This window comes from Pseudoalteromonas sp. MT33b, assembly GCF_014117385.1.
In the GTDB taxonomy this organism is placed as follows: Bacteria; Pseudomonadota; Gammaproteobacteria; order Enterobacterales; family Alteromonadaceae; genus Pseudoalteromonas; species Pseudoalteromonas lipolytica.
Genome location: NZ_CP059832.1, coordinates 306,913 through 326,362, shown reverse-complemented (window position 1 = coordinate 326,362; position 19,450 = coordinate 306,913). Strand labels below are relative to the sequence as shown.

Genomic DNA, 19,450 nt, shown 5'->3' with positions numbered 1-19,450 from the left:
CACGAAAAACAACGACATTACAGATAAACAAGCAGGTAGCGTGCTAAACGACACCTGCTTTTTTACTTCACGCTATTCAAAAAATCGTAATTCCTTAATTTTAAGCAATTTCTGAATGTTTAATCACCCTTTCCGACTGGCTAACATAACTACGTTCACCAATACTGTAACGGCAATAAACACAACCCAATAAAAAATAAGGAACCATGATGCTGTCGAATATACCGCGCTTTAAAATTGACGATATTTTGATGGCCATCAAAAACAACGAGTTCTTTTTAGTCGCACAGCCACAAGTCAACCTCGACACATACGAACTGGTCGGGTTTGAATTTCTGGCACGCTGGAACCATCCTAAATATGGTGTCATCGCACCATTTCATTTTATTGATCTACTTGAAATAAATGAACAATGTTATTTATTAACACTCACACTGTTTGAGCGAATGCTGCAGACCATTCAGCCCCTTGATAATACGAAAACGGCTATTCACTATTCATTAAATATGTCAGCTAATGACCTCACCATTGAAGGCTTCGCCAAACAAATCGGTCATTTAATCAATCAATACCAGATAAATGCAGATTCGATTGTACTCGAAGTCACCGAAACCGCAGGCATTTTCAGCAACCAAAGCGTGGCAAACCTAAGACAACTCAGTCAATTGGGTATTCAACTTGCTATTGATGATTTCTGGACGGGCTTTTCGACACTCGAAACGATTCGGTTAAATGTGTTTAGCGAAGTAAAAATTGACTACTCCTTAACCTCGCAGCTTATTAATGACAAAGCAAGCATGGCAGGCATGAATGCTATTCTTCAACTGTGCAGTGATTTAGAGCTGCGTTGTGTAATCGAAGGCATAGAAACCTGCATGGCACGAGGCATTCTTATTGAAGCCGGTGCCAAAATTGGTCAGGGCTTTTTATTTGACAAAGGGGTTGAAGAGCACGCTCTTAAAGAGTGGATTACTAATTATACTCACAGTCAATACAGCGCAAAATGTGATAACGCTACATTGTTACTCAGTGAAAAAGAGCTTCGTTTACTAGAGCTTCGCCCACATCCTTCTTGGCTATGGGATTTCAACACCAATAAAGTCATTTGGGCAAATCGTTCTGGGGTTAAATTTTGGGGAGTAGAGAGCCTCAAAAACTTACAAGCAAAAACATTCAACTTAATGAGTTACTCAGTTAAAACACGGCTAAAAAGCTATTATCGACGCTTTGTTTCAGGAGAAGCCGAAATAAGTTCTGAATGGGATTTTTACCCAAATGGTCGGCACAAAAAAGTCTTTTGTATTCAAATCCCCCGCGTTTCACAAGAAGGTAACTACGTTATGATGGTGCATGCGTTTGAAGGGTTTCATTCGCGCCTCCCCAATAAAAAGCACTTCGATTCAACAAACCAGTTCCCTGCCCCTTTTATCATTGTTAATGAGCAAGGAGCGCTAACACGCATTAATAAACACGCCCATATTGAGATTGATATTCAAACAGACCAAATTAGCGAAATAATTGCCCCTGATGATTTTCAAAATATAAAATCAGCCTGCCGAGGTGGGCATTTGGTGCAAACATTTGTAAAAAACCAAAAGAGTGATTGCCAAGACGTACTCTACATTCGTGCTTTAATGGTGCCGGATCAAAATACGTCTGAACAATGTGTTTACCACATAGTGTTAGTGCCTATCAGCGATTTACTCGCCAACGAGATACCCGCGCTAAAACCTGTTGACAATTAAAATTAACACCAATAGGAAGAACAAAACACATTACATTGACCATAGAATAAACGTAATAACAATATTCAATAACTTACTCAATGTTCTAACCCCTCATAACAAAACGGCATTAAGGTTGAAAATGTTCTAGAAATTTACTGTCTTGTTGTAATCTAACAAATACCCGCAAACTATCCCTCATAAGCAAAGAAGCCTACCGAAAGGAAAAGTGACAATGTATTTTTCATGGTATCCAGTATTTTACCCATATGGACTTAACCTAATTTCATTGTTATTTCAGTCGAATACTTCATTTCTATCCCGCATAAGCGCGCACGGATAATGATAATCACTGCTTCATCAATGAAAACCCGTATTCATTTTCACTGTGCTTGAGGACTCAAGTTACTTCATGATTTTCTCAAACCTGAAAAAGTCTTCTTCGTTGATGCCAGAATCATCAATATCCTGAACCACAGAATCACCGTCAAGATCGTGTTTATTAAAGAATTCAACAATATGAAAACCACACTTATTTACGTAAAAGTTAATATTTCTTTTTTCAAAATAAGGCGTGACTGTTGTCCAAACTTTAGTATCTGGGTACGCAGCTTCAATGGCTTTCCATGTCGCCAGCCCTAAACCTTTGTTATGATTTTCTGGGTAAATAAAAAACAAATCGAGGCTGTTATATTGGCTATCTGTATTAATATTCAACACAACACCCCCCACCCTCTTTTGTTCATATACTATATGAGATACAACAGCGCCTTTTGCGTTAAAAGACGTCGTTATATCCTCATCTGATGGTATGGGTTCACTGTGTGAAACTCCAAATTGCTCGACTAACGCATCGGTGAAAGTCTGCTGTAATTTGATTTTAAAATCAGATAGTTCTTCTTTTGTTACCGGTACAAAGCGTACAGTTTTTTTATTCATAATCTAAGTTGGCCTTTTGAAAATACATTCCCAATTTTTCTCTATGTGAATTATGTTTTATCTCGAATGCAGTCATTCCATTGTTTAAACGGAAATTTTCTATTTCAGATACAACAGAATCACTCTCTATCACACAATGTTTTCTCGTAATTTTGGAATAAGAAAACACCCAGAAATAAGCGAATAACTAATCTTCAAGCTGCCTGTTTGATTTCTTACTAATCTGTAGCCAAGTCTGCAAGCGCTCTTGAATATTCATGACAAACACAAAAAAAGCAGGTACGAAATAAATGGCAAGTACGGTTGCACTAACCATTCCGCCAAACACCCCGGTACCTATGGCGCGTTGAGTCTCTGCACTTGCGCCTTCCGCTAGCATCAGAGGCACAACCCCAAGACCAAATGCAAGAGAGGTCATTAATATAGGTCTTAATCTCAACTTCGCAGCTTGAACCGCAGACTGAACCAATCCGTGGCCTTGCTCTCTCAACTGCTTAGCAAACTCAACGATTAAAATTGCATTTTTCGCCGAAAGACCAATGACGGTGATCATCCCCACTTTGAAGAAAACGTCGTTCGGCATATCACGTAGTACAACAGCAAGTACCGCACCCAATAACCCCAGTGGCACAACCAACATGACGGATAATGGAATAGCCCAACTCTCATGAAGTGCAGCTAATACTAAAAAGACGACTAACATCGATAGCGCCATAAGCATTGGTGCTTGTTTGGCTGAGTGAAGCTCTTGCAATGCCTGTCCTGTCCAAGCGATGGTGAAACCTGCAGGGAGTTGCTTAGCCATGTTTTCTATCTGAGCCATCGCTTCGCCACTGGAGACGCCAGACGATGCACTACCCGAAATCCGGACCGCAGGATAACCTTGAAAACGAATAAATTGCGGCGCTGACTCAGTCCACGTTGGGATCACCATTTCTGATAACGGCACCATGCCACCGTTGATATTTCGTACGTGCAGTTTAAGTACATCCTCTATCTGCATCCTAGATGACGCCTCAGCTTGCATGATGACTTGCTGCATCCTGCCTTCATTAGGAAAGTCATTAATGTACAACGAGCCTATCGCCGTTGATAACGTCTCACTAATACTTGTAAATGAAACACCGAGTGCTTCTGCTTTTTGGCGATCAATATCTAAATGAATACTTATGCCCACAGGAAGTCCATCAGCGTAAACATCACTAAATGACTTACTATCTCTAGCCAACGCTAGCATCGTCGCCTCAACAGCTTTCAATGCTTCGTATCCCTGATTGCCACGATCTTGCAAGAAAAACGTAATATCAGAACTCGTTCCTAACTCATCAATCGAAGGGGGCAACATATGCATAACAGTGCCTTCTTTAACATCTGTCATCGCCTCCTCAGCAAGCCTTAACTCATCTATTGTTGAGGTGTTGTTGCGATCGTCCCAATCTTTCAACATCGTAAAACTTTGTGCGGTGTTAGTGCCTGAGCCCGAAAAACCAAAACCAATGACTGTCATTGTTGACTCTATAGAAGGTCGGCTTAACACATATTGTTCAAATTTTTTCACAACATCCAATGTGCGAACGGTGGTTGCGTCTGCAGGAAGTTGGATATTAGTGATAAAATAACCTTGGTCTTCTTCTGGCAAAAACGAGGAAGGCAGCTGTCTATACACTAAAACGAGAACAGCACACAGAAAGACAAAAACAAGCATTATTCGCCCTTTGCGATTCACACATGCGTTGACCTGAACTTCGTAGCGACTATTAATTCGGTTAAAACCCCGATTAAACCATTTGGCAAATCGAGTCTGTGTGTGCTGATTACCTTTCACTGGTTTTAATAACGTGGCGCAAAGAGCGGGCGTGAGTGTCAGTGCTAAAAATGCGGAGATCAAAATGGATACGGCCATTGATAATGTAAACTGTTTATAAATTACACCAACCGAATCACTGGCAAATGCCATTGGAATGAACACCGCCGTCAACACAAGCGTGATACCAATAATAGCGCCTGTAATTTCTTTCATCGCCTTAGATGTCGCTTCTTTCAAGGATAAACCCTTTTGCGACATGAGACGTTCTACATTTTCTACAACGACAATCGCATCATCGACAATAATGCCAATCGCCAAAACCATACCGAACATCGTTAATACGTTTATCGAAAAGCCGGTTAACAACATCACCGTGAATGTTCCCAACAGCGCAATTGGCGCTACGATAGCTGGAATTAATGTGTAGCGAATGTTTTGTAAAAACAAAAACATAACAAAAAAAACCAACACCATGGCTTCAACTAACGTATAAATAACCTTATTGATTGAAACCTTTACAAAAGGTGCCGTATTAAACGGGATTGAATAGGTCATCCCAGAGGGCAAGCTTTGGCTCAATTCTGCCAAACGTTTTTGGACAGCATCAGCAGTTTTAACAGCATTCGCTCCCGGTGTGAGCTGAATAGCCGCAGCCGTTGCCGTTTTACCATTTTCCCGATTTAAATAACCATATGATTGAGAACCAATTTCTACACGTGCAACATCACTTAAAACGACTTTTGACCCCTGGTTATTTGCGCGGAGAATAATATGAGAGAATTCTTCAACACTCGTTAACTGACCTTGCACAGTTAATGGGACTGATACTCTTTGTCCAGATACTGTAGGCGCAGCACCGATACTGCCTGGCGCAATTTGCGTATTTTGCTGAGCAATAGCCACGCTAATATCATTCATCGTCAAGCCCAATGCATTGAGTTTACTCGGGTCAACCCAAATCCGCATTGCTTTCTCTGCGCCAAATGACTGAACGTGCCCTACCCCTTCTATTCGGCGTAGTTCATCTACAATGTTACGAGCTAAATAGTCATTCAATGTTATTTCATCAAAGCGGTTATCATCCGATCTTAATCCAACAATCATCAAAAAATTTGATGATGCAGACTCCACCGATAAGCCATTTTGACGCACAGCTTGAGGCAAACGAGATTCAACCGCTTTTAGTTGATTTTGTACGTCAACTTGCGCTAAGTCTGGGTCTGTTCCTGGCTTAAATGTTGCCGTGATAGATGCAGAGCCAGAGTTGTCAGCTGATGACTCGAAATACAATAAGTTTTTAACGTTCGACAGCTCTCCCTCGATAAGGCTAAGCACACCATCATTCATTTCCTTAGGACTCGCTCCAGGATACGTCGCCATAATACTAACCGTCGGTGGTGCAACAGAGGGGTAACGAGAAATAGGTAATTTCGGAATCGAAATACATCCAAATAAAATAATGAAAAGCGCAATAACCCAAGCAAATACAGGGCGATGAATAAAAAACTGAGACATAAAAGAGGCTCTCTAACTTTAATCAGTGTGTCATAGATGTGATAAAAACCTCAGGTTCTTGCCACTGCTGTTGGTCTACTAGAATACCGTCCTCAAGTCTTTCTTTACCTTCGACTACGATATTTTCATCTTTTTCAACGCCCGATTTGATGCGGTACTGACCATCGATTAATTCCCCAAGTTTTACTGGTTTTAGGTGTGCATGCCCTTCCAAATCAATACTCCAAAGATGAGGAGAGCCAGCAACATACAAAACAGCCTGCTGTGGAACAGTGAGTGCATTGCTATAACGCGAACGAAGCACCTTTGTTTTAACGAACATACCCGGCAGTAAAAGACGCTGGGAGTTATCTACAAGCACACGAAGCAACACATCACCGGTGCCTTCATCAATATTGATCCCTGAAAACAAAATGTGCCCTTTGACAGGGTAAGGAAGCCCATTGCTGCGTAAAATTTCAATCTTTGTTTCATTAACACTGGGGTTGTCGCCAGAATTTCCCGCTAGAGCCTCACGAGTAGCCTCTAGTGAAGACGCGGGTCGACGAATATCAACAAACACGTTATCGATCTGCTGTATACGCGCCATCGAAGTGGCATCTGTGCTACTAACCAAAGCGCCCTCAGTCACCAACGTTTGTTCAATCAATCCAGATATTGGCGCTGTAACACGTGCGAACTGTAAATCAAGTTCACGTCGTGCAAGCGTTGCTTTAGCCACAGCGACTTCTGCTGCAGCTTGATCACGCTGTAAGACAATATCGTCAAACTCTTGTTGGCTAATCGTATTGGCTTTTACAAGGGGGCGTAATCGTAACTCTTTGTCCTGAGCACGCTTATAAGTCACCTCCGCTCTTAATAAATTTGCTTTTGCTGTGTCGACATCTGCTTCAAATGGCGCAGGCTCAATTTGGAAGAGCGGTTGACCCGCTTTCACTTCAGTGCCTTGTTTGAACAAGCGATGCTTTACGATCCCAACAACTTGTGGGCGAATCTCTGCCACTCTTACAGCCCTCACTCTTCCTGGCAGTTCTTCATAGACATCTACATGTTGCGGCTTCAACTTTATAGTTGACACTAAAGGGGAAGACTCTTGTAGCTCAATGGCATTTTCGTCTTTATTAGATTGATAACAGCCAACTAAAAAGAACAGTATCAATATATGTAAGCTGCTAAATGCACATATATTTATCTTTTTCACTGAGGTATCCTCTGAACAAGTTAAAGCGGGCTATCCGCCGTAGATAGTGTTGAGTGTAATCGCTATGTATGGAGGTCACGCTGAGCTAATATGGAGATTTGATGGAGATGAATAATTTGTACGTTGAAAGACAGAAACTAGCTGCGTATTCAGATCAAGATACAGAGTCAGTTTCTCACCATCAGCCTTTAATCCTGATTGTTGAGGACGAGTCTGAAATTGTCGATATACTTTCCGCTTACCTTTCTCGTAATAATTTGCGCACCATTCATGCCTCAGACGGGCAAAAAGCACTTGAACTTCATTCATCCATGAAGCCTGATCTTATATTGCTCGATATCCAGATGCCAAAAATGGATGGGTGGAATGTCTTATCTCAACTTCGTCAGAAAAGTAACACGCCCGTCATTATGCTTACAGCAATGGACCAAGATTTAGACAAACTAATGGCGCTCAGAATTGGCGCTGATGATTATGTTGTTAAACCCTTTAATCCGGCAGAAGTCGTTGCGAGAGTGCAAGCTGTTCTAAGGCGTACCTTAGGAGTTAATCAACCTAAGCAGCAAAACATACTGCGAACGGATCCCTTTGAAGTTGATTTAGAAAGCCATGAAATTACTGTCAATGTGGATGGACAGCGTCATGCCATAACAACGCTAACCCTCACTGAATTTAAACTTTTAACACATTTCATAAATTCACCAAAACGAGTGTTTAGCCGAATAGAGCTATTAAATTCCTGCTTACCAGAGGGAGATACCCTCGAAAGGACGATCGACAGTCATATCAGTAAGATCCGTAAAAAACTTGAAACCTTTGGAATTCATGGCATTCCCGCTGGCGTGCGTGGGGTTGGTTATCGCTTCAAGGGGGAACAATGAAATCAAGTGGTTTGAGCCGTCAAATTGCGTTTTCCATGATGAAGATAGCGATAGGCTCTGCATTAATTACAATTGTTGGTTCGTTCATTTTTTATTACCTTTGGGATAAATATTGGCCCAACTACATACCTAGTGATGTCTATATTACTCCCTCTTGGCCAGAGTGGATTTGGATTGTGTTGACATGCATCATAGTCATATTGCTCGCTGCAAGTCTTGCTCTTAAGTTATCCCAACGTATTTTAGAACCGCTTAGTGCCGTTGCCGAAGGAATGCATAGAATCGCGGAAGGCGAACTGCATTTTAGGGCTAATGTCGGAGATCGTTCCTTAGGCGAGGCAGCATTACTGGTGGACGATTTTAACCTCCTCGCTGAAAAACTTCAGCGAATGACAGAAGAGCATGCTTTTTGGAATGCAGCTATCGCCCATGAACTAAGAACCCCAGTGACTATTTTACGAGGCCGTTTACAAGGATTAGCAGAGGGCGTGTTCACTCCCGATAAAACCCAGTTCACCAAACTATTAGTGCAAATTGAAGGGTTGTCTCGATTAATAGAAGATCTTCGTGTCATTAGTTTAATGAATAGTGGTGAACTAAGAATAAATGTACAAAAAACGAATCTCTCCACAGAAATAAAATTACTCACCGATTTATCGGTAAACATGCTTCATGAGGCAAATCAATACGTAGTACTGAACCTAACGACAGAGCCAGTCATGTGCGACCCGACCCGAATCAGGCAAGCTCTTTTAGCAATACTCGAAAATGCGAGTAAATATGCTCATTCTGGCGCAATAAAAATTACCACTAAGCTTAAAGGAGACTTTTGCTACCTGAGCGTGGAAGACAGTGGTCCAGGTATTTCGCCTGATCTTATCCCACATATTTTCTGCGCATTTCACAGCGCAAAAGATAACCCCAAAAGTGGTAGCGGATTAGGGTTAGCAGTTGTTGCTGCTATTGCTAACGCGCATAAAGGCAATGTTAGTTGTCGTATAAGTGATACCGGCGGAACCATAATTGAAATCTGTTGGCCCGCCTAAAAGCGCGTATACATAACATTATAGTGGCTCATAAATCTGTAGTTGCGCGAGCGAGGTTCTTTAATCCAAAATCAACGGCTACATCTATAAAATATAAGCGGTTTACTATATTTTGATTACCGAATATTCTCAATTTGCTTAGAACTTCCTGAGCATCCCCAATGCAAAAACGGCAAGCATATTTATGAGGTGACTCAGCAATGAAATTTACAGCTATGTAGCACAAGCAAAAATATAAAATACCGTAATTTAGCCAAGGTAATTTAAGCCTGCCCAACGCTTTGAGCAGGCTGTCAAAGAGCATTAAAGTTAGAAAATATAAATGAAACCGACGCCGATTTCACTTTCATAATTACTACGCGCGATGGGGCTTTTCCTTACATCACTGCTGAAGTACTCAAAAAGAGCTTCCGCGTAAATCTGCCAATTATCATTCATAATATGTCGGTAACTGTAATCCACGCCAAACGAGCGTAATCCCCCACTCAAAGAGGTCGTTTCTAAGCCTGATGCCGCAGATTGCATTTCGTCTATACCAAACCCTTTGTTGGCATAGTCACTATCATGAAAAACAGCCACTAGATTAACTTCAGAACCCGACCCATCTGTGTGGGTTCCAAAGCGTCTGCCCACCCCAAACAAACCTAAATTTCCATCTTCACTCGCCACAACACGGCTCACTAGCCAGTAACGCCAATCAGGTGTGAAAGAACGACGAGCCTGAAACACCAGTTCAAACCCTTCTTCTTGATCACCTAACCCATCTAATCGGCCATCATCTGAATCGCTTTCTTCTCGCCCCTCATCAAAACCTACCGATGCCTCTAACAACCAATCATTGTTTCGAAGACCACGCCAACCGAATGCTTCTCCAGCAAAATAAAATATATTATCGCCCTTACGCCATTGCACCGCTCCCGCAGGCTGTAATTCAAACCCAAATTCGTCTGAACCTTCGTAAGCCGTTTCATATTCAACACCTGCGCCAAGCCCAAAGCTCCAGCCGTCTTTCCCTTTAGTGAAATCATCTAATGAAGGTAAAGGAACCAGTGCTTCTCTATCCTCTAAAGCCAGTACTGAAGGGGTTGCCAACCCATAAATACAAGAAAGAAAAATTGGTAAAAACTTTTTCATCTATTTCATCCTCTCAAAATTTATTGTGGGGTCTGCATGGCAGATCCTATTCTTGTAGAGAGATCGACCAACAACGGCAGTATGCGCATGCTATTGCATCGTATAAGTGTAGCAATAGAGACTCTTACATTCTTAAGATCATCTATCCGCATAAAAATACGAATGAATTTTTTAACTAGATCAGTAAATAACCCCGTTGAGAGAGGTTAGTTAGTTGGTATATATAAATAGTTTAGGGAGTTTTTTGGGGGATAATCACTCGTCGTCTTGAACGCTAAAACCCTCTACCGTTATTTTTTATCAAAACTAAGCGTTGAAAATTGCATTCGACCCTAATACAGGCTTTAAAAGGCCGTAACTTCTTTTAAATATAGCGAGGCTATAGCTGCCAATACAAAGGGGACCCAAACACGTCTATGTAGTAGTCAATAATGGCTCTTGCATTAAGTGATGGGTGACGGGCATTCGGGTATATTGCAGCAATAGTTTGAGTTTCAGTATTAATTGATGAATCAATCTCTGTAAAAAGCTTCACAAGTTTCCCCTCAGATAGACTGTCAGCAATGAGCCAATCTGGAAACAATACTATTCCCATACCATTTAAAGCGGCGGTGAGCAGAGACTCGGCGTTGTTCGAACTTAAAGTCGGAGTGATCGGGCAGTGAACCCATAAACCTTCGGGTTGCCTGAAATACCAACGATTTGGACCTGATGAGCCACTATAGACAAGACATTTATGTGTAACTAAGTCTTCAGGTTTTTTAGGCACACCATATTTTTGAATGTACTTGGGTGATGCAGTGAGATGATAACTCTGCTCTCCCACAATACGTGCTCGTAATGAGGAGTCGTTAAGCGTACCAATCCGAAATATGACATCTGACGCATCTTTCATCGGATCAATGTAATCATCAGTAAGAGTTAGCTCTATATCTAATTCTGGATACCTTTCGCTCAGATTAGCAAGGGCTGGAGCTATATGCTTTTGACCAAAAAATACTGGCGCGTTTATCCGGGCAAGTCCCGAGGGTTCTAGTAATCTTTCACTTAACGCTTGTTGTGCATCATGAAAATTTAAAGCCATTGCACGCGCATGATTTATGAATAGGTTACCACTTTCAGTGGGTATTATCGCACGCGTATTCCGATAAAATAATTGATGTCCAAGTGCATCTTCAAGATTGTGTATAACACGAGACACTTGAGAAGCAGACACCCCTTCCCGTCTCGCTACCAACGAAAAATTCTTTAGCTCATACACATTGATGAAAATCAGTAAGCTCTTTAGATTTATAGATTCAAAATTACTCATATATGCATATTGTGCAAAGGTGTTCACACAATAATGGCATTTTCTCATCAATCGAAAAGCGTATTCTTCTTCACCTTAAAAAATGGAGAAAGTTTTATATGCAACTCTTTTTAATTTTGATTGTTATCGCTGGTGGTATGGGGCTTTCCGTTGAAGCCGGGTTACTAGGGCCTTTGGGAATGCAAGTTGGCGATTTATGGGCAACATTTAGTATTTTCGCAGTTGGGGCTGCATTAACATTTTTGTTGATGTTGTTTTTTAGCCCTCGTAATAGTGCATCTTTTTTCTCTCAGCCATCATGGCAACTGTCAGGGGGAGTATTAGGTGTCGTTTATGTCGTTATTCTCACTGTGGCGACGCCTAAAATAGGTATTGCAATGACGATGATTGGTATTTTAGCTGGGCAAATCTCTAAAAGTTTAATTATCGATCACTTTGGCCTATTTGGTACCCCTCATAGAAGAATCGACAATAGACGAATTATTGCACTCATTTTCATCATTATCGCGTTAGCGATGGTTGCACAAGGTTAGGATCTATTATGACATTTATAATGATTTTATTAGCGATACTCGGTGGCGTTATGCTCAGTATTCAAGCAGCAATTAATGGTCAACTTGGAAGTAAATTAGGCGTTTTTAAGACCGCATTCCTTACATTTTCAGTGGGTGCATTAATCACAGCTTTATTGATCTTCTACTTTGAGCCCAAGCATTCAATCACGTTGCTGGATGTACCCAAATGGCAATTACTGGGAGCCATGTGTGGTGTTCCATATATAGTCATAATGGTACTCGCTGTGCAACGTATCGGTACCGCTGTCGAGACGGTTGCGGTTATTTTCGGGCAGCTAACAATGAGTATGTTAATTGATAATTTTGGCTGGCTGGGGAATGAGCCAATACCTTTTTCAATTTATAGGGTAATTGCAATTATTTGTCTTGGTGTTGCCTTATATTTTATATATTCAAGCAATAAGACTACAAATAGCTCAAGTGAACAAAAATTAACGAGAACATTTACTTCAGATTAGTGTGTTTAAGTTATCTAATGTTTAAATATTCTTACCCCAATGAGCTAGGTGCCTAGCTCATTGACTAATTAAAACGACGCTACATGCGCTTTTACTTGCTTACAAAGTCTCATCAAAACATTCATAACGCAAAGTTACAAACAGTCTTCAACCAATGAATACGACTCTTAAAGCTGCTTAATGGTTATCTTGCGGTGCCTAGTTGAGATCCATATCATTTATCGGATTTTAATTTATTACTATTCTAGTTTTGGAACAGAAAGAACACAATTTTAGTTGTTCATAAAATAAATAATCCCCCTTATGACAATAGTCATAATTCTGTCATTTAATTGATCAATAATTGGCGCTAATTTAATCAACTAACGTAATGAAGAAGTAATGAACAGTGCTTTGGTGCAACTTTCGTTTGCACTCCCCTCTAGTGATGATCCCTTATGTGCGGCACTTGAGCATACAATGGAATACGAACAACTGCATTTTGTTGCTAACGAGCAAAAGCAGGTTTTGTTTTATTGTGTGCTACCCGAAGATGCGCATGAGGGCGATGTGATCTCTATTAGTGCGACCTATCCTAATGCGCGTGAATCAGCGTATTTTACTGCGCGCACACTGACGCAACATGACCTAGATCAGCAGCTTATTATGCTTACGTTAGAAAACGTGACACAAAGTGGTGAATTTGTATTGCAGCTAATGCTTCATGGTAAGCATGCAACATTGAAAGACAGCGCGCAATTCGACGTCGGTATCGCTGCCAACGCATCGCCACAATTAGCGCCGACAAACCACGCTAAAAATCAGGGTTTTCGGCACTATATCAGTAATCTTGGGGCAAGTTTCTTAGCGTTTTTCTAATCGCAAAAGCTTATTTTACCCATGGTAATATCGGGGATCCCTTGCTCGGTATTACCAAAACGCTGTTGACCCCCCGACAAACACTCATTTGCCAGAATCGCAAACAATACCGCCTCTTTCGCATCTGGATTAATGCCTAAGCTATCGGTGTTTTTAATAGCTGAAAGCTGCGGGCAATTCGCTAAGATCATATTCATTAGCAGCGGGTTATGCACTCCACCGCCACTGGCATACACTGCAATATCGGTCAGTTTTTCACTGCATTGGTTGATTGCTTTAGCAATCATTAAAGCCGAAAACGTGACTAAAGTGGCCATAACGTCGTAATGAGACAGATCGCTCGTGTTAGAACGTGCTTGAGCCGACGCTAAATAATCTAGGTTAAATACTTCTGGCCCTGTTGTCTTTGGAAAATCTAAACTAAAGAATGCATCACTACATAACGCCGCTAACAAAGCGTCGTTTGCGGTGCCTTTACTGGCGATTAATGCATCTTTATCATACTGAAGCGGAGCAAAATGACGCTGTACATACGCGTCCATAATGGTATTGCCTGGGCCAATGTCTGAACTAAAAACAGCTCGCGCATCGGCAGATTTTGGTAAATAGGTAAGATTAGCAATCCCCCCCATATTTAACAAAATACGGTTTTCTTGATGACTTGTGAAATACAAATAATCACCGTATACCGCCAAAGGAGCACCTTCTCCACCCGCAGCAATATGCTTTTGTCTAAAGTCGCCAATAGTGGTGATCCCTGCTGTAACCGCGAGATGATCACTGTCGCCAATTTGTAACGTTGCATTACCGTATTCAGGGCGTTTGTGCTGAGTTTTAGGGCAATGATAAATAGTTTGTCCATGGCTTGCTATTACATCGATATGCTCTTTATCTATACCCCAGCTCGCTAAAGTATGTGCAACCATCTCGCCATGAAGCTGACCTATCCATGGGTTAAGTAAGGTTACTTCTTCAAGGTCGCATTCACGCTTTGCAAACACGCGCTTAACGCGTGATTTATAATTATCGTCGTAATCAACGGTAGTAAACTTAATAACATCAACATGGGTATTCATGCCTTGCCCAGAGACCTCACACAGCGCAATATCAAGGCCATCTAATGAGGTGCCACTCATCAGACCAATAATTAATTTTTTTTCTTTTTTTGCACTTAAATACAGTTTTTCAATATGTTGATGCATAAATAAATCACTTAAAATCAGCTTGTTATATAATAATAAGCCGCTTGATGAATTGGAATAGTTTATATTTTAAAACAATACATTTAAAGAATAATTATTGCAAAGATTTTTAATTTGCTTTAAAACTGTACGGGTGAGCTCCCCAAAAGGAGAACACAACAGCCATCATAACAAAAAGTATGACGCATTAAATTAACTAAATGGTCTTGGTCGCATACCAACCAGCGTTGATTTAAATGATAAAACGCTAGGGAATCAACATGAAAGCAAAGACAACTCACACAAAACGTTCGCTACTGCTGCTCTCACCACTTGCTATTGCTGTAAGCTCGGTTATGGGGGTGGCGCACGCTGCAGATACCGAACAAGCCAAAAAGCCTGAAGTAATCACTGTAACAGGCTCACGTATTCAACGAACCGAATTAGTTTCAAGCAGCCCTGTTGTCAGCGTTGATGAAGCACAAATTCACCTAGACCGTGCGGTAAACGTTGAAGATATTACGGCTAAACTGCCACAAGCGGCAGCAGGTGCAAATAGCACAGGCGCAACCGTTGGCGACTCGTTTGGCTCATCGACGATTGATTTACGTGGCCTAGGACAAAACAGAACACTTGTGCTTATTGATGGTACACGCGCTGTACCTTTTAGTTTTCGAAACTCAGTTGACGTAAATACGATTCCGGCAGGTTTAATTAAGCGTGTTGACGTGCTTACCGGCGGTGCTGCTGCGGTATACGGTGCTGATGCCGTTGCAGGGGTTGTAAACTTTGTATTAGATGATGATTTTACCGGTGCTGAATTCTCGACGAGTTATGAAAGTGCTGATGGCGGGAATGAAAAACTCAATTTTGAAGCAATTTTCGGGGGTGATATCGCCGAGGGTCGCGGCCACGTTACCGGATATTTGGGCTACACCGAACGTAAAGAACTTTTAGCAGGCGAGCGAAGCTATGCCCTTGATAACTCAACACCGCTGATTAATAGTGGTGGTTACTATACCGATGTTGCATCAGGCAATAGCCTTGCTATTACAGATGCAGGAAGTGTTTCAAATGAGCGTCAAACAACTGATTTTACAGCCGATCGTTACTTAACCCAACCAATGGATCGCTTTTCAACCGGCTTGTTATTCGATGTTGATGTAAGCAACAGCGCCGTTGCATATGGGCGTGCCATGTATTCGAAAGTGACTGTAAAGGGAGCGGGTGCCAGTGGTCAAACACCTATTTTTGTGAACGAGCAAGTCACTCTTACCAGTAATAACCCGTATATTCCTAGCGAGTTACGTGACCAACTAACGTTTGATAGCGAAGGTAATGCACGTGTAAATGTAGAGCGAAACCTTGGTTTAGGTGTGCAACATACAGAAGCCGTTCGCGATTCAATGCAATTTCAATTAGGTTTAAAAGGCGATTTAACCGATTACTTACGCTACGATGTGTATGGTCAATACGGTAAAACCGACGAAGTAGCAACCATTTATAACAATGCCTATCGCAATGACAACAGTGGCAACAGCCGCTTTGCAGCGCTTGCTAACTCAGTGGACATTTTTGATCCCAACCTCGACTTAACTGATTTCAGCGACCCACTAATTTATACCACTCGCGACCGTACACAAAGTGTGATTTCAGCAACCTTATCGGGTGATTCAGGGTTCTTGTTTGAGCTTCCTGCTGGCCCTGTCGACTTTGCCGTTGGTTACGAATACCGTAAAGAAACCGGTAAACAAACACCGGGCGATGCGTTTAGAAATGGCACCAGCTTTGCGTCAATTAGTGCATTTGATATGGACGCAAGCTTCAGCTCAGAAGAGTTTTATGCTGAGGTATTAGTGCCTATTTTAATTGATCAGCCCTTTGCCGAAGAGCTTAGCTTTGAAGGTGCTTATCGCATTTCTGACTACTCAAACACTGAAGCAGAAGATACCTATAAACTGGGTATAAACTGGGCAATTAACAGCGATATTCGTATTCGTGCAAACCGCTTAACGGCGTTTAGAGCACCTAACTTAGGTGAATTTGCCAGCCCTATTACGGCACTTTCGCTGTCGTTATTTGATCAAAACAGTGATCAATTTGTCCCTCGATTAGCGGGCCGTTATAACGGCGATCCTTGTTTGCTAGGTACGGGCGATGCAAGCCAATGTGCTGCATTTGGTGCGCCGCCAGTTGGCACTGAGTTTGACTCAAGCACAGCAAAATACACGTACGGCGGAAACCCAAATATTAAACCAGAGCAAGCTGAATCTGATACTTTGGGCATTGTTTACACTCCTAGCTATTTAGAAGGCTTTGATTTATCGTTAGATTATTACAGCATTCGCGTAACGGATGCGGTAAGTCAAATTCAACCAGGTGCGGCACTGCAAAGCTGTTACATTGACGATCCTAACCCGAATAACCCATTGTGTGGTGCAGTACTTCGCGATCCGAATACCGGGTTTATTAGCACAGCTATTGTCAACGACTTTAACTTAGCAGCAATTGAGCAAGCAGGTATTGATGTTGCGGCTAACTACGTTATTGATGCCCCAGCTCAAATGGGCGGTCGCTTTAGATTCTCGTACCAAGGTAACTTTGTTACTAAACAAACTCGCCAAAATAACAGTACCGTGGCAGAAGTAGACTGTAAAGGCACCTATGGCAGTGCGTGTTCTGGTGACTTTGCGAGTATTTTACAAGCAGACTATAAACACCGTGCAAGCATTGATTGGCAATTAGATAACATGAATTTCCAACTTGGCTGGCGCAGAATCGGGGAAGTAGAGTATGCTGTAGACCGTTCAGAAACAATCTCAGCACAAAATTATCTTGATTTCGCAGCAGCATGGCAAGTTAATGAGGAACTTGCTGTTAATTTTGGTGTCGATAACTTATTAGACCGTGAACCACCAACACCTGAAATCGGTGCAAACCACTTTAATACCGTAAGTGATTATAGTGTGATTGGCCGCTCTGTCGGTGTTTCACTGAGATACGCTCCGAGTTTTAATTAGTCCTACTGTTTTAGCTACACAGGATTAATCCCCTCAAGCGCACCCTGCCCGGTGCGCTTTTTTATTGCCTCAAGATAGACCACTTAATTAAGCGAATTAGTATAATATTTAATTTTAACGCCTTAATAATTAGGTCAAAGTACCTAAATAAAAACTGATAAACAGGGAATGTATACATGCCATTTAGTGAACAAGAACGCGCGGCTTTATTAGCGCTTAAAGGGGTCGGCCCCACAGTGGTAAAACGCTTTGAAGAAATAGGGATTGACTCATTTGATCAGTTAGCAGGGTTCGATGCAAACACAATTGCTGAGCGAGTTGCCTCAATGCTGCATTCAAGCTGTTGGAAAAATAGCCCGCAGGCAAAAGCGGCGATTAACGCCGCTATCACACGCGCTAAGCAAGGCTAATTTAAAGTTTAATGACCTCTATCGCACCGCGCTTTTGCATAGTAACAAAGAGAGTATCCTGCTCGTCGTTAAAGGTTAGGTTTGTGGGGTGCTGGCCTTTAAGCGTGTAGGTTTTTAAAACCTTACCTTCAGGTGAAACCTCCAGCACTTTACCCGCTCCGTAACGGGTAATAAAAATATGCCCTTGGTTATTCACGCGCATGCCATCTAGGCCATGATCATCAAAGCGTATCAACACGCGTTTATTACTAATATTCAGTGCATCGTCAAGGTCATACTGCCATACAACGCGTTGCACACTTTCATTTACATACAGCTTGCTGTTGTCGTTATTCACGGCAACCCCGTTAGTGGTTCCCATGTTTTTTTCGAGAAGGTGTGTGCTACCGTCTGCGTTTATGCGCCACAGCTGTCCGGTGCTTTTTGCCCAATTAGGATCGCTGGCAAAAAAGCTGCCTCCTTGCGTAATCGCAATATCATTAGGTTGATTCATTTCACTGTTGTGGGCAAATACTTCGACTTGTTGGCTGTTCGCAGGCACTTTTAAAATACGGTGATTAACGTAATCGGCAATATAAAGGTTACCATGTTGATCGAATTGCAAACCATTACCAACGCTGTCATTTGGTAAGCGCACAAATAATGACGACTTGCCCATGTTATCGACTCGGCCTATCGTCCCTTGCTCTGCATAGTTAACGGCATACAAAGTGCCGTTGAACATGGTAGGTCCTTCAATGCCTTGCGTAAACACATTGTCTTTTACAAAGTCTTGGCTATCAACGGCCATAACGGTTTGTGAGCTAACAAGCGCAACGGCAGCTGCTAAAGTGCGAAATTTCATGATCATCCTTTTATTTATCTAGGCTGGTATAGACAGCTAAAATTGGGTACTCATTTTCACCAAACGAAAGTGTAAGGGAGCGTTTTTCTCCATCATCAAGCTTAATGCCTTCATCGAAAGTGAGAGGGTTTAATCGGCTGCCATCTGCAAACAACGCCATAATATGGTCGGCTTGCAAAATACGAGAGCCAGATGCTTTGTTTTCGATAGTAACCACGGCGAGACGTCGGCCACTTTCGCTACTCATCATCACACTATGCAAAATACTAAATTGGCTTTGTTTGGGATAACGTTTGGCGTCGTTTTCAAATGCAAACGCACCGCCCGAAAGCGAGACAGGGTCAACCGATAATACCTCATCATTCGCGTTAGCCTGAGCGCTAAACGCGCCAGTTAAAAGCGCCGTCGTTAACAATAAAATACGTTTCATATCAATCCTTTTGACTTATCTGTTGCATTTGAGCATACACCTTTCTGTGCCCTCTGCAAAATCGATTATTGCGTGACTGAAATTGTGTTTATTTTCACAGTGACAATTTAATCAT

General features: G+C 41.9%; 16 protein-coding genes. 8 read left to right on the top strand and 8 right to left on the bottom strand.

The window, feature by feature from the left end; all coding sequences use genetic code 11:
- Positions 1 to 206: 206 nt before the first annotated feature.
- Entirely contained in the window at positions 207 to 1,745 is a 1,539-nt protein-coding gene (locus H3302_RS17480; RefSeq protein ID WP_182396709.1) for an EAL domain-containing protein, read from the top strand.
- Positions 1,746 to 2,129: 384 nt separating this feature from the next.
- Here H3302_RS17480 and H3302_RS17475 read toward each other — a convergent pair whose 3' ends face one another.
- From H3302_RS17475 to H3302_RS17465, 3 genes are all read right to left on the bottom strand, one after another.
- On the bottom strand, positions 2,130 to 2,663 hold the full coding sequence (locus H3302_RS17475; RefSeq protein WP_182396708.1) for a GNAT family N-acetyltransferase: 534 nt from the start codon (positions 2,661 to 2,663) through the stop codon (positions 2,130 to 2,132).
- 187 nt (positions 2,664 to 2,850) lie between these two features.
- The gene (locus tag H3302_RS17470; protein WP_182396707.1) at positions 2,851 to 5,985 is read right to left on the bottom strand and encodes a multidrug efflux RND transporter permease subunit; all 3,135 of its coding nucleotides are present in this window, start codon (positions 5,983 to 5,985) and stop codon (positions 2,851 to 2,853) included.
- 22 nt (positions 5,986 to 6,007) lie between these two features.
- Positions 6,008 to 7,186, bottom strand: coding sequence for an efflux RND transporter periplasmic adaptor subunit (locus H3302_RS17465; protein WP_220469635.1), 1,179 nt, complete (start codon positions 7,184 to 7,186; stop codon positions 6,008 to 6,010).
- 116 nt (positions 7,187 to 7,302) lie between these two features.
- On the opposite strand from H3302_RS17465, the gene H3302_RS17460 reads away from it, so the two are divergent.
- Positions 7,303 to 8,067 carry a response regulator gene (locus tag H3302_RS17460; protein WP_259369921.1) on the top strand — a complete coding sequence of 255 codons (765 nt, stop codon included), beginning with the start codon at positions 7,303 to 7,305 and terminating at the stop codon, positions 8,065 to 8,067.
- Positions 8,064 to 9,113, top strand: a complete 1,050-nt coding sequence (locus H3302_RS17455; protein ID WP_182396705.1) for an ATP-binding protein — start codon at positions 8,064 to 8,066, stop codon at positions 9,111 to 9,113. The genes H3302_RS17460 and H3302_RS17455 overlap by 4 nt, the downstream gene beginning before the upstream one ends.
- Before the next feature lie 309 nt (positions 9,114 to 9,422).
- Here the strand turns inward: H3302_RS17455 and H3302_RS17450 are convergent, their stop codons facing one another.
- Positions 9,423 to 10,247 carry a MipA/OmpV family protein gene (locus tag H3302_RS17450; RefSeq protein WP_182396704.1) on the bottom strand — a complete coding sequence of 275 codons (825 nt, stop codon included), beginning with the start codon at positions 10,245 to 10,247 and terminating at the stop codon, positions 9,423 to 9,425.
- Between the two features lie 379 nt (positions 10,248 to 10,626).
- The gene (locus H3302_RS17445) at positions 10,627 to 11,559 is read right to left on the bottom strand and encodes a LysR family transcriptional regulator (RefSeq protein ID WP_036972445.1); all 933 of its coding nucleotides are present in this window, start codon (positions 11,557 to 11,559) and stop codon (positions 10,627 to 10,629) included.
- Between the two features lie 98 nt (positions 11,560 to 11,657).
- Here H3302_RS17445 and H3302_RS17440 point away from each other — a divergent pair, with 98 nt between their 5' ends.
- From H3302_RS17440 to H3302_RS17430, 3 genes are all read left to right on the top strand, one after another.
- Complete coding sequence (locus tag H3302_RS17440) at positions 11,658 to 12,092, top strand: DMT family transporter (RefSeq protein WP_182396703.1); 435 nt, start codon at positions 11,658 to 11,660, stop codon at positions 12,090 to 12,092.
- Between the two features lie 8 nt (positions 12,093 to 12,100).
- A complete protein-coding gene (locus H3302_RS17435; protein ID WP_182396702.1) occupies positions 12,101 to 12,592 on the top strand; it encodes a DMT family transporter in 492 nt (163 codons plus the stop codon).
- Positions 12,593 to 12,973: 381 nt separating this feature from the next.
- Positions 12,974 to 13,450 carry a hypothetical protein gene (locus H3302_RS17430; protein ID WP_074988506.1) on the top strand — a complete coding sequence of 159 codons (477 nt, stop codon included), beginning with the start codon at positions 12,974 to 12,976 and terminating at the stop codon, positions 13,448 to 13,450.
- Here the strand turns inward: H3302_RS17430 and H3302_RS17425 are convergent.
- On the bottom strand, positions 13,447 to 14,652 hold the full coding sequence (locus H3302_RS17425; RefSeq protein ID WP_074988505.1) for an anhydro-N-acetylmuramic acid kinase: 1,206 nt from the start codon (positions 14,650 to 14,652) through the stop codon (positions 13,447 to 13,449). The genes H3302_RS17430 and H3302_RS17425 overlap by 4 nt on opposite strands.
- A 260-nt stretch (positions 14,653 to 14,912) precedes the next feature.
- On the opposite strand from H3302_RS17425, the gene H3302_RS17420 reads away from it, so the two are divergent.
- Together H3302_RS17420 and H3302_RS17415 are read left to right on the top strand one after the other, a co-directional pair.
- On the top strand, positions 14,913 to 17,651 hold the full coding sequence (locus H3302_RS17420; protein ID WP_074988504.1) for a TonB-dependent receptor domain-containing protein: 2,739 nt from the start codon (positions 14,913 to 14,915) through the stop codon (positions 17,649 to 17,651).
- 176 nt (positions 17,652 to 17,827) lie between these two features.
- Positions 17,828 to 18,061, top strand: coding sequence for a helix-hairpin-helix domain-containing protein (locus H3302_RS17415; protein ID WP_182396701.1), 234 nt, complete (start codon positions 17,828 to 17,830; stop codon positions 18,059 to 18,061).
- 1 nt (position 18,062) lies between these two features.
- On the opposite strand, the gene H3302_RS17410 is transcribed toward H3302_RS17415, so the two are convergent.
- Together H3302_RS17410 and H3302_RS17405 are read right to left on the bottom strand one after the other, a co-directional pair.
- The gene (locus tag H3302_RS17410; protein WP_409076806.1) at positions 18,063 to 18,911 is read right to left on the bottom strand and encodes an SMP-30/gluconolactonase/LRE family protein; all 849 of its coding nucleotides are present in this window, start codon (positions 18,909 to 18,911) and stop codon (positions 18,063 to 18,065) included.
- 4 nt (positions 18,912 to 18,915) lie between these two features.
- The gene (locus tag H3302_RS17405) at positions 18,916 to 19,335 is read right to left on the bottom strand and encodes a hypothetical protein (RefSeq protein WP_065978548.1); all 420 of its coding nucleotides are present in this window, start codon (positions 19,333 to 19,335) and stop codon (positions 18,916 to 18,918) included.
- Between the last annotated feature and the right edge of the window lie 115 nt (positions 19,336 to 19,450).

Bases quoted from the DNA above. Each gene is read 5' to 3' on its own strand.
- H3302_RS17480 (WP_182396709.1), top strand. From the start codon at position 207: ATGATGCTGTCGAATATACCGCGCTTTAAAATTGACGATATTTTGATG.
- H3302_RS17475 (WP_182396708.1), bottom strand. From the start codon at position 2,663: ATGAATAAAAAAACTGTACGCTTTGTACCGGTAACAAAAGAAGAACTA.
- H3302_RS17470 (WP_182396707.1), bottom strand. From the start codon at position 5,985: ATGTCTCAGTTTTTTATTCATCGCCCTGTATTTGCTTGGGTTATTGCG.
- H3302_RS17455 (WP_182396705.1), top strand. From the start codon at position 8,064: ATGAAATCAAGTGGTTTGAGCCGTCAAATTGCGTTTTCCATGATGAAG.
- H3302_RS17450 (WP_182396704.1), bottom strand. From the start codon at position 10,247: ATGAAAAAGTTTTTACCAATTTTTCTTTCTTGTATTTATGGGTTGGCA.
- H3302_RS17445 (WP_036972445.1), bottom strand. From the start codon at position 11,559: ATGAGTAATTTTGAATCTATAAATCTAAAGAGCTTACTGATTTTCATC.
- H3302_RS17440 (WP_182396703.1), top strand. From the start codon at position 11,658: ATGCAACTCTTTTTAATTTTGATTGTTATCGCTGGTGGTATGGGGCTT.
- H3302_RS17435 (WP_182396702.1), top strand. From the start codon at position 12,101: ATGACATTTATAATGATTTTATTAGCGATACTCGGTGGCGTTATGCTC.
- H3302_RS17430 (WP_074988506.1), top strand. From the start codon at position 12,974: ATGAACAGTGCTTTGGTGCAACTTTCGTTTGCACTCCCCTCTAGTGAT.
- H3302_RS17425 (WP_074988505.1), bottom strand. From the start codon at position 14,652: ATGCATCAACATATTGAAAAACTGTATTTAAGTGCAAAAAAAGAAAAA.
- H3302_RS17420 (WP_074988504.1), top strand. From the start codon at position 14,913: ATGAAAGCAAAGACAACTCACACAAAACGTTCGCTACTGCTGCTCTCA.
- H3302_RS17415 (WP_182396701.1), top strand. From the start codon at position 17,828: ATGCCATTTAGTGAACAAGAACGCGCGGCTTTATTAGCGCTTAAAGGG.
- H3302_RS17410 (WP_409076806.1), bottom strand. From the start codon at position 18,911: ATGATCATGAAATTTCGCACTTTAGCAGCTGCCGTTGCGCTTGTTAGC.
- H3302_RS17405 (WP_065978548.1), bottom strand. From the start codon at position 19,335: ATGAAACGTATTTTATTGTTAACGACGGCGCTTTTAACTGGCGCGTTT.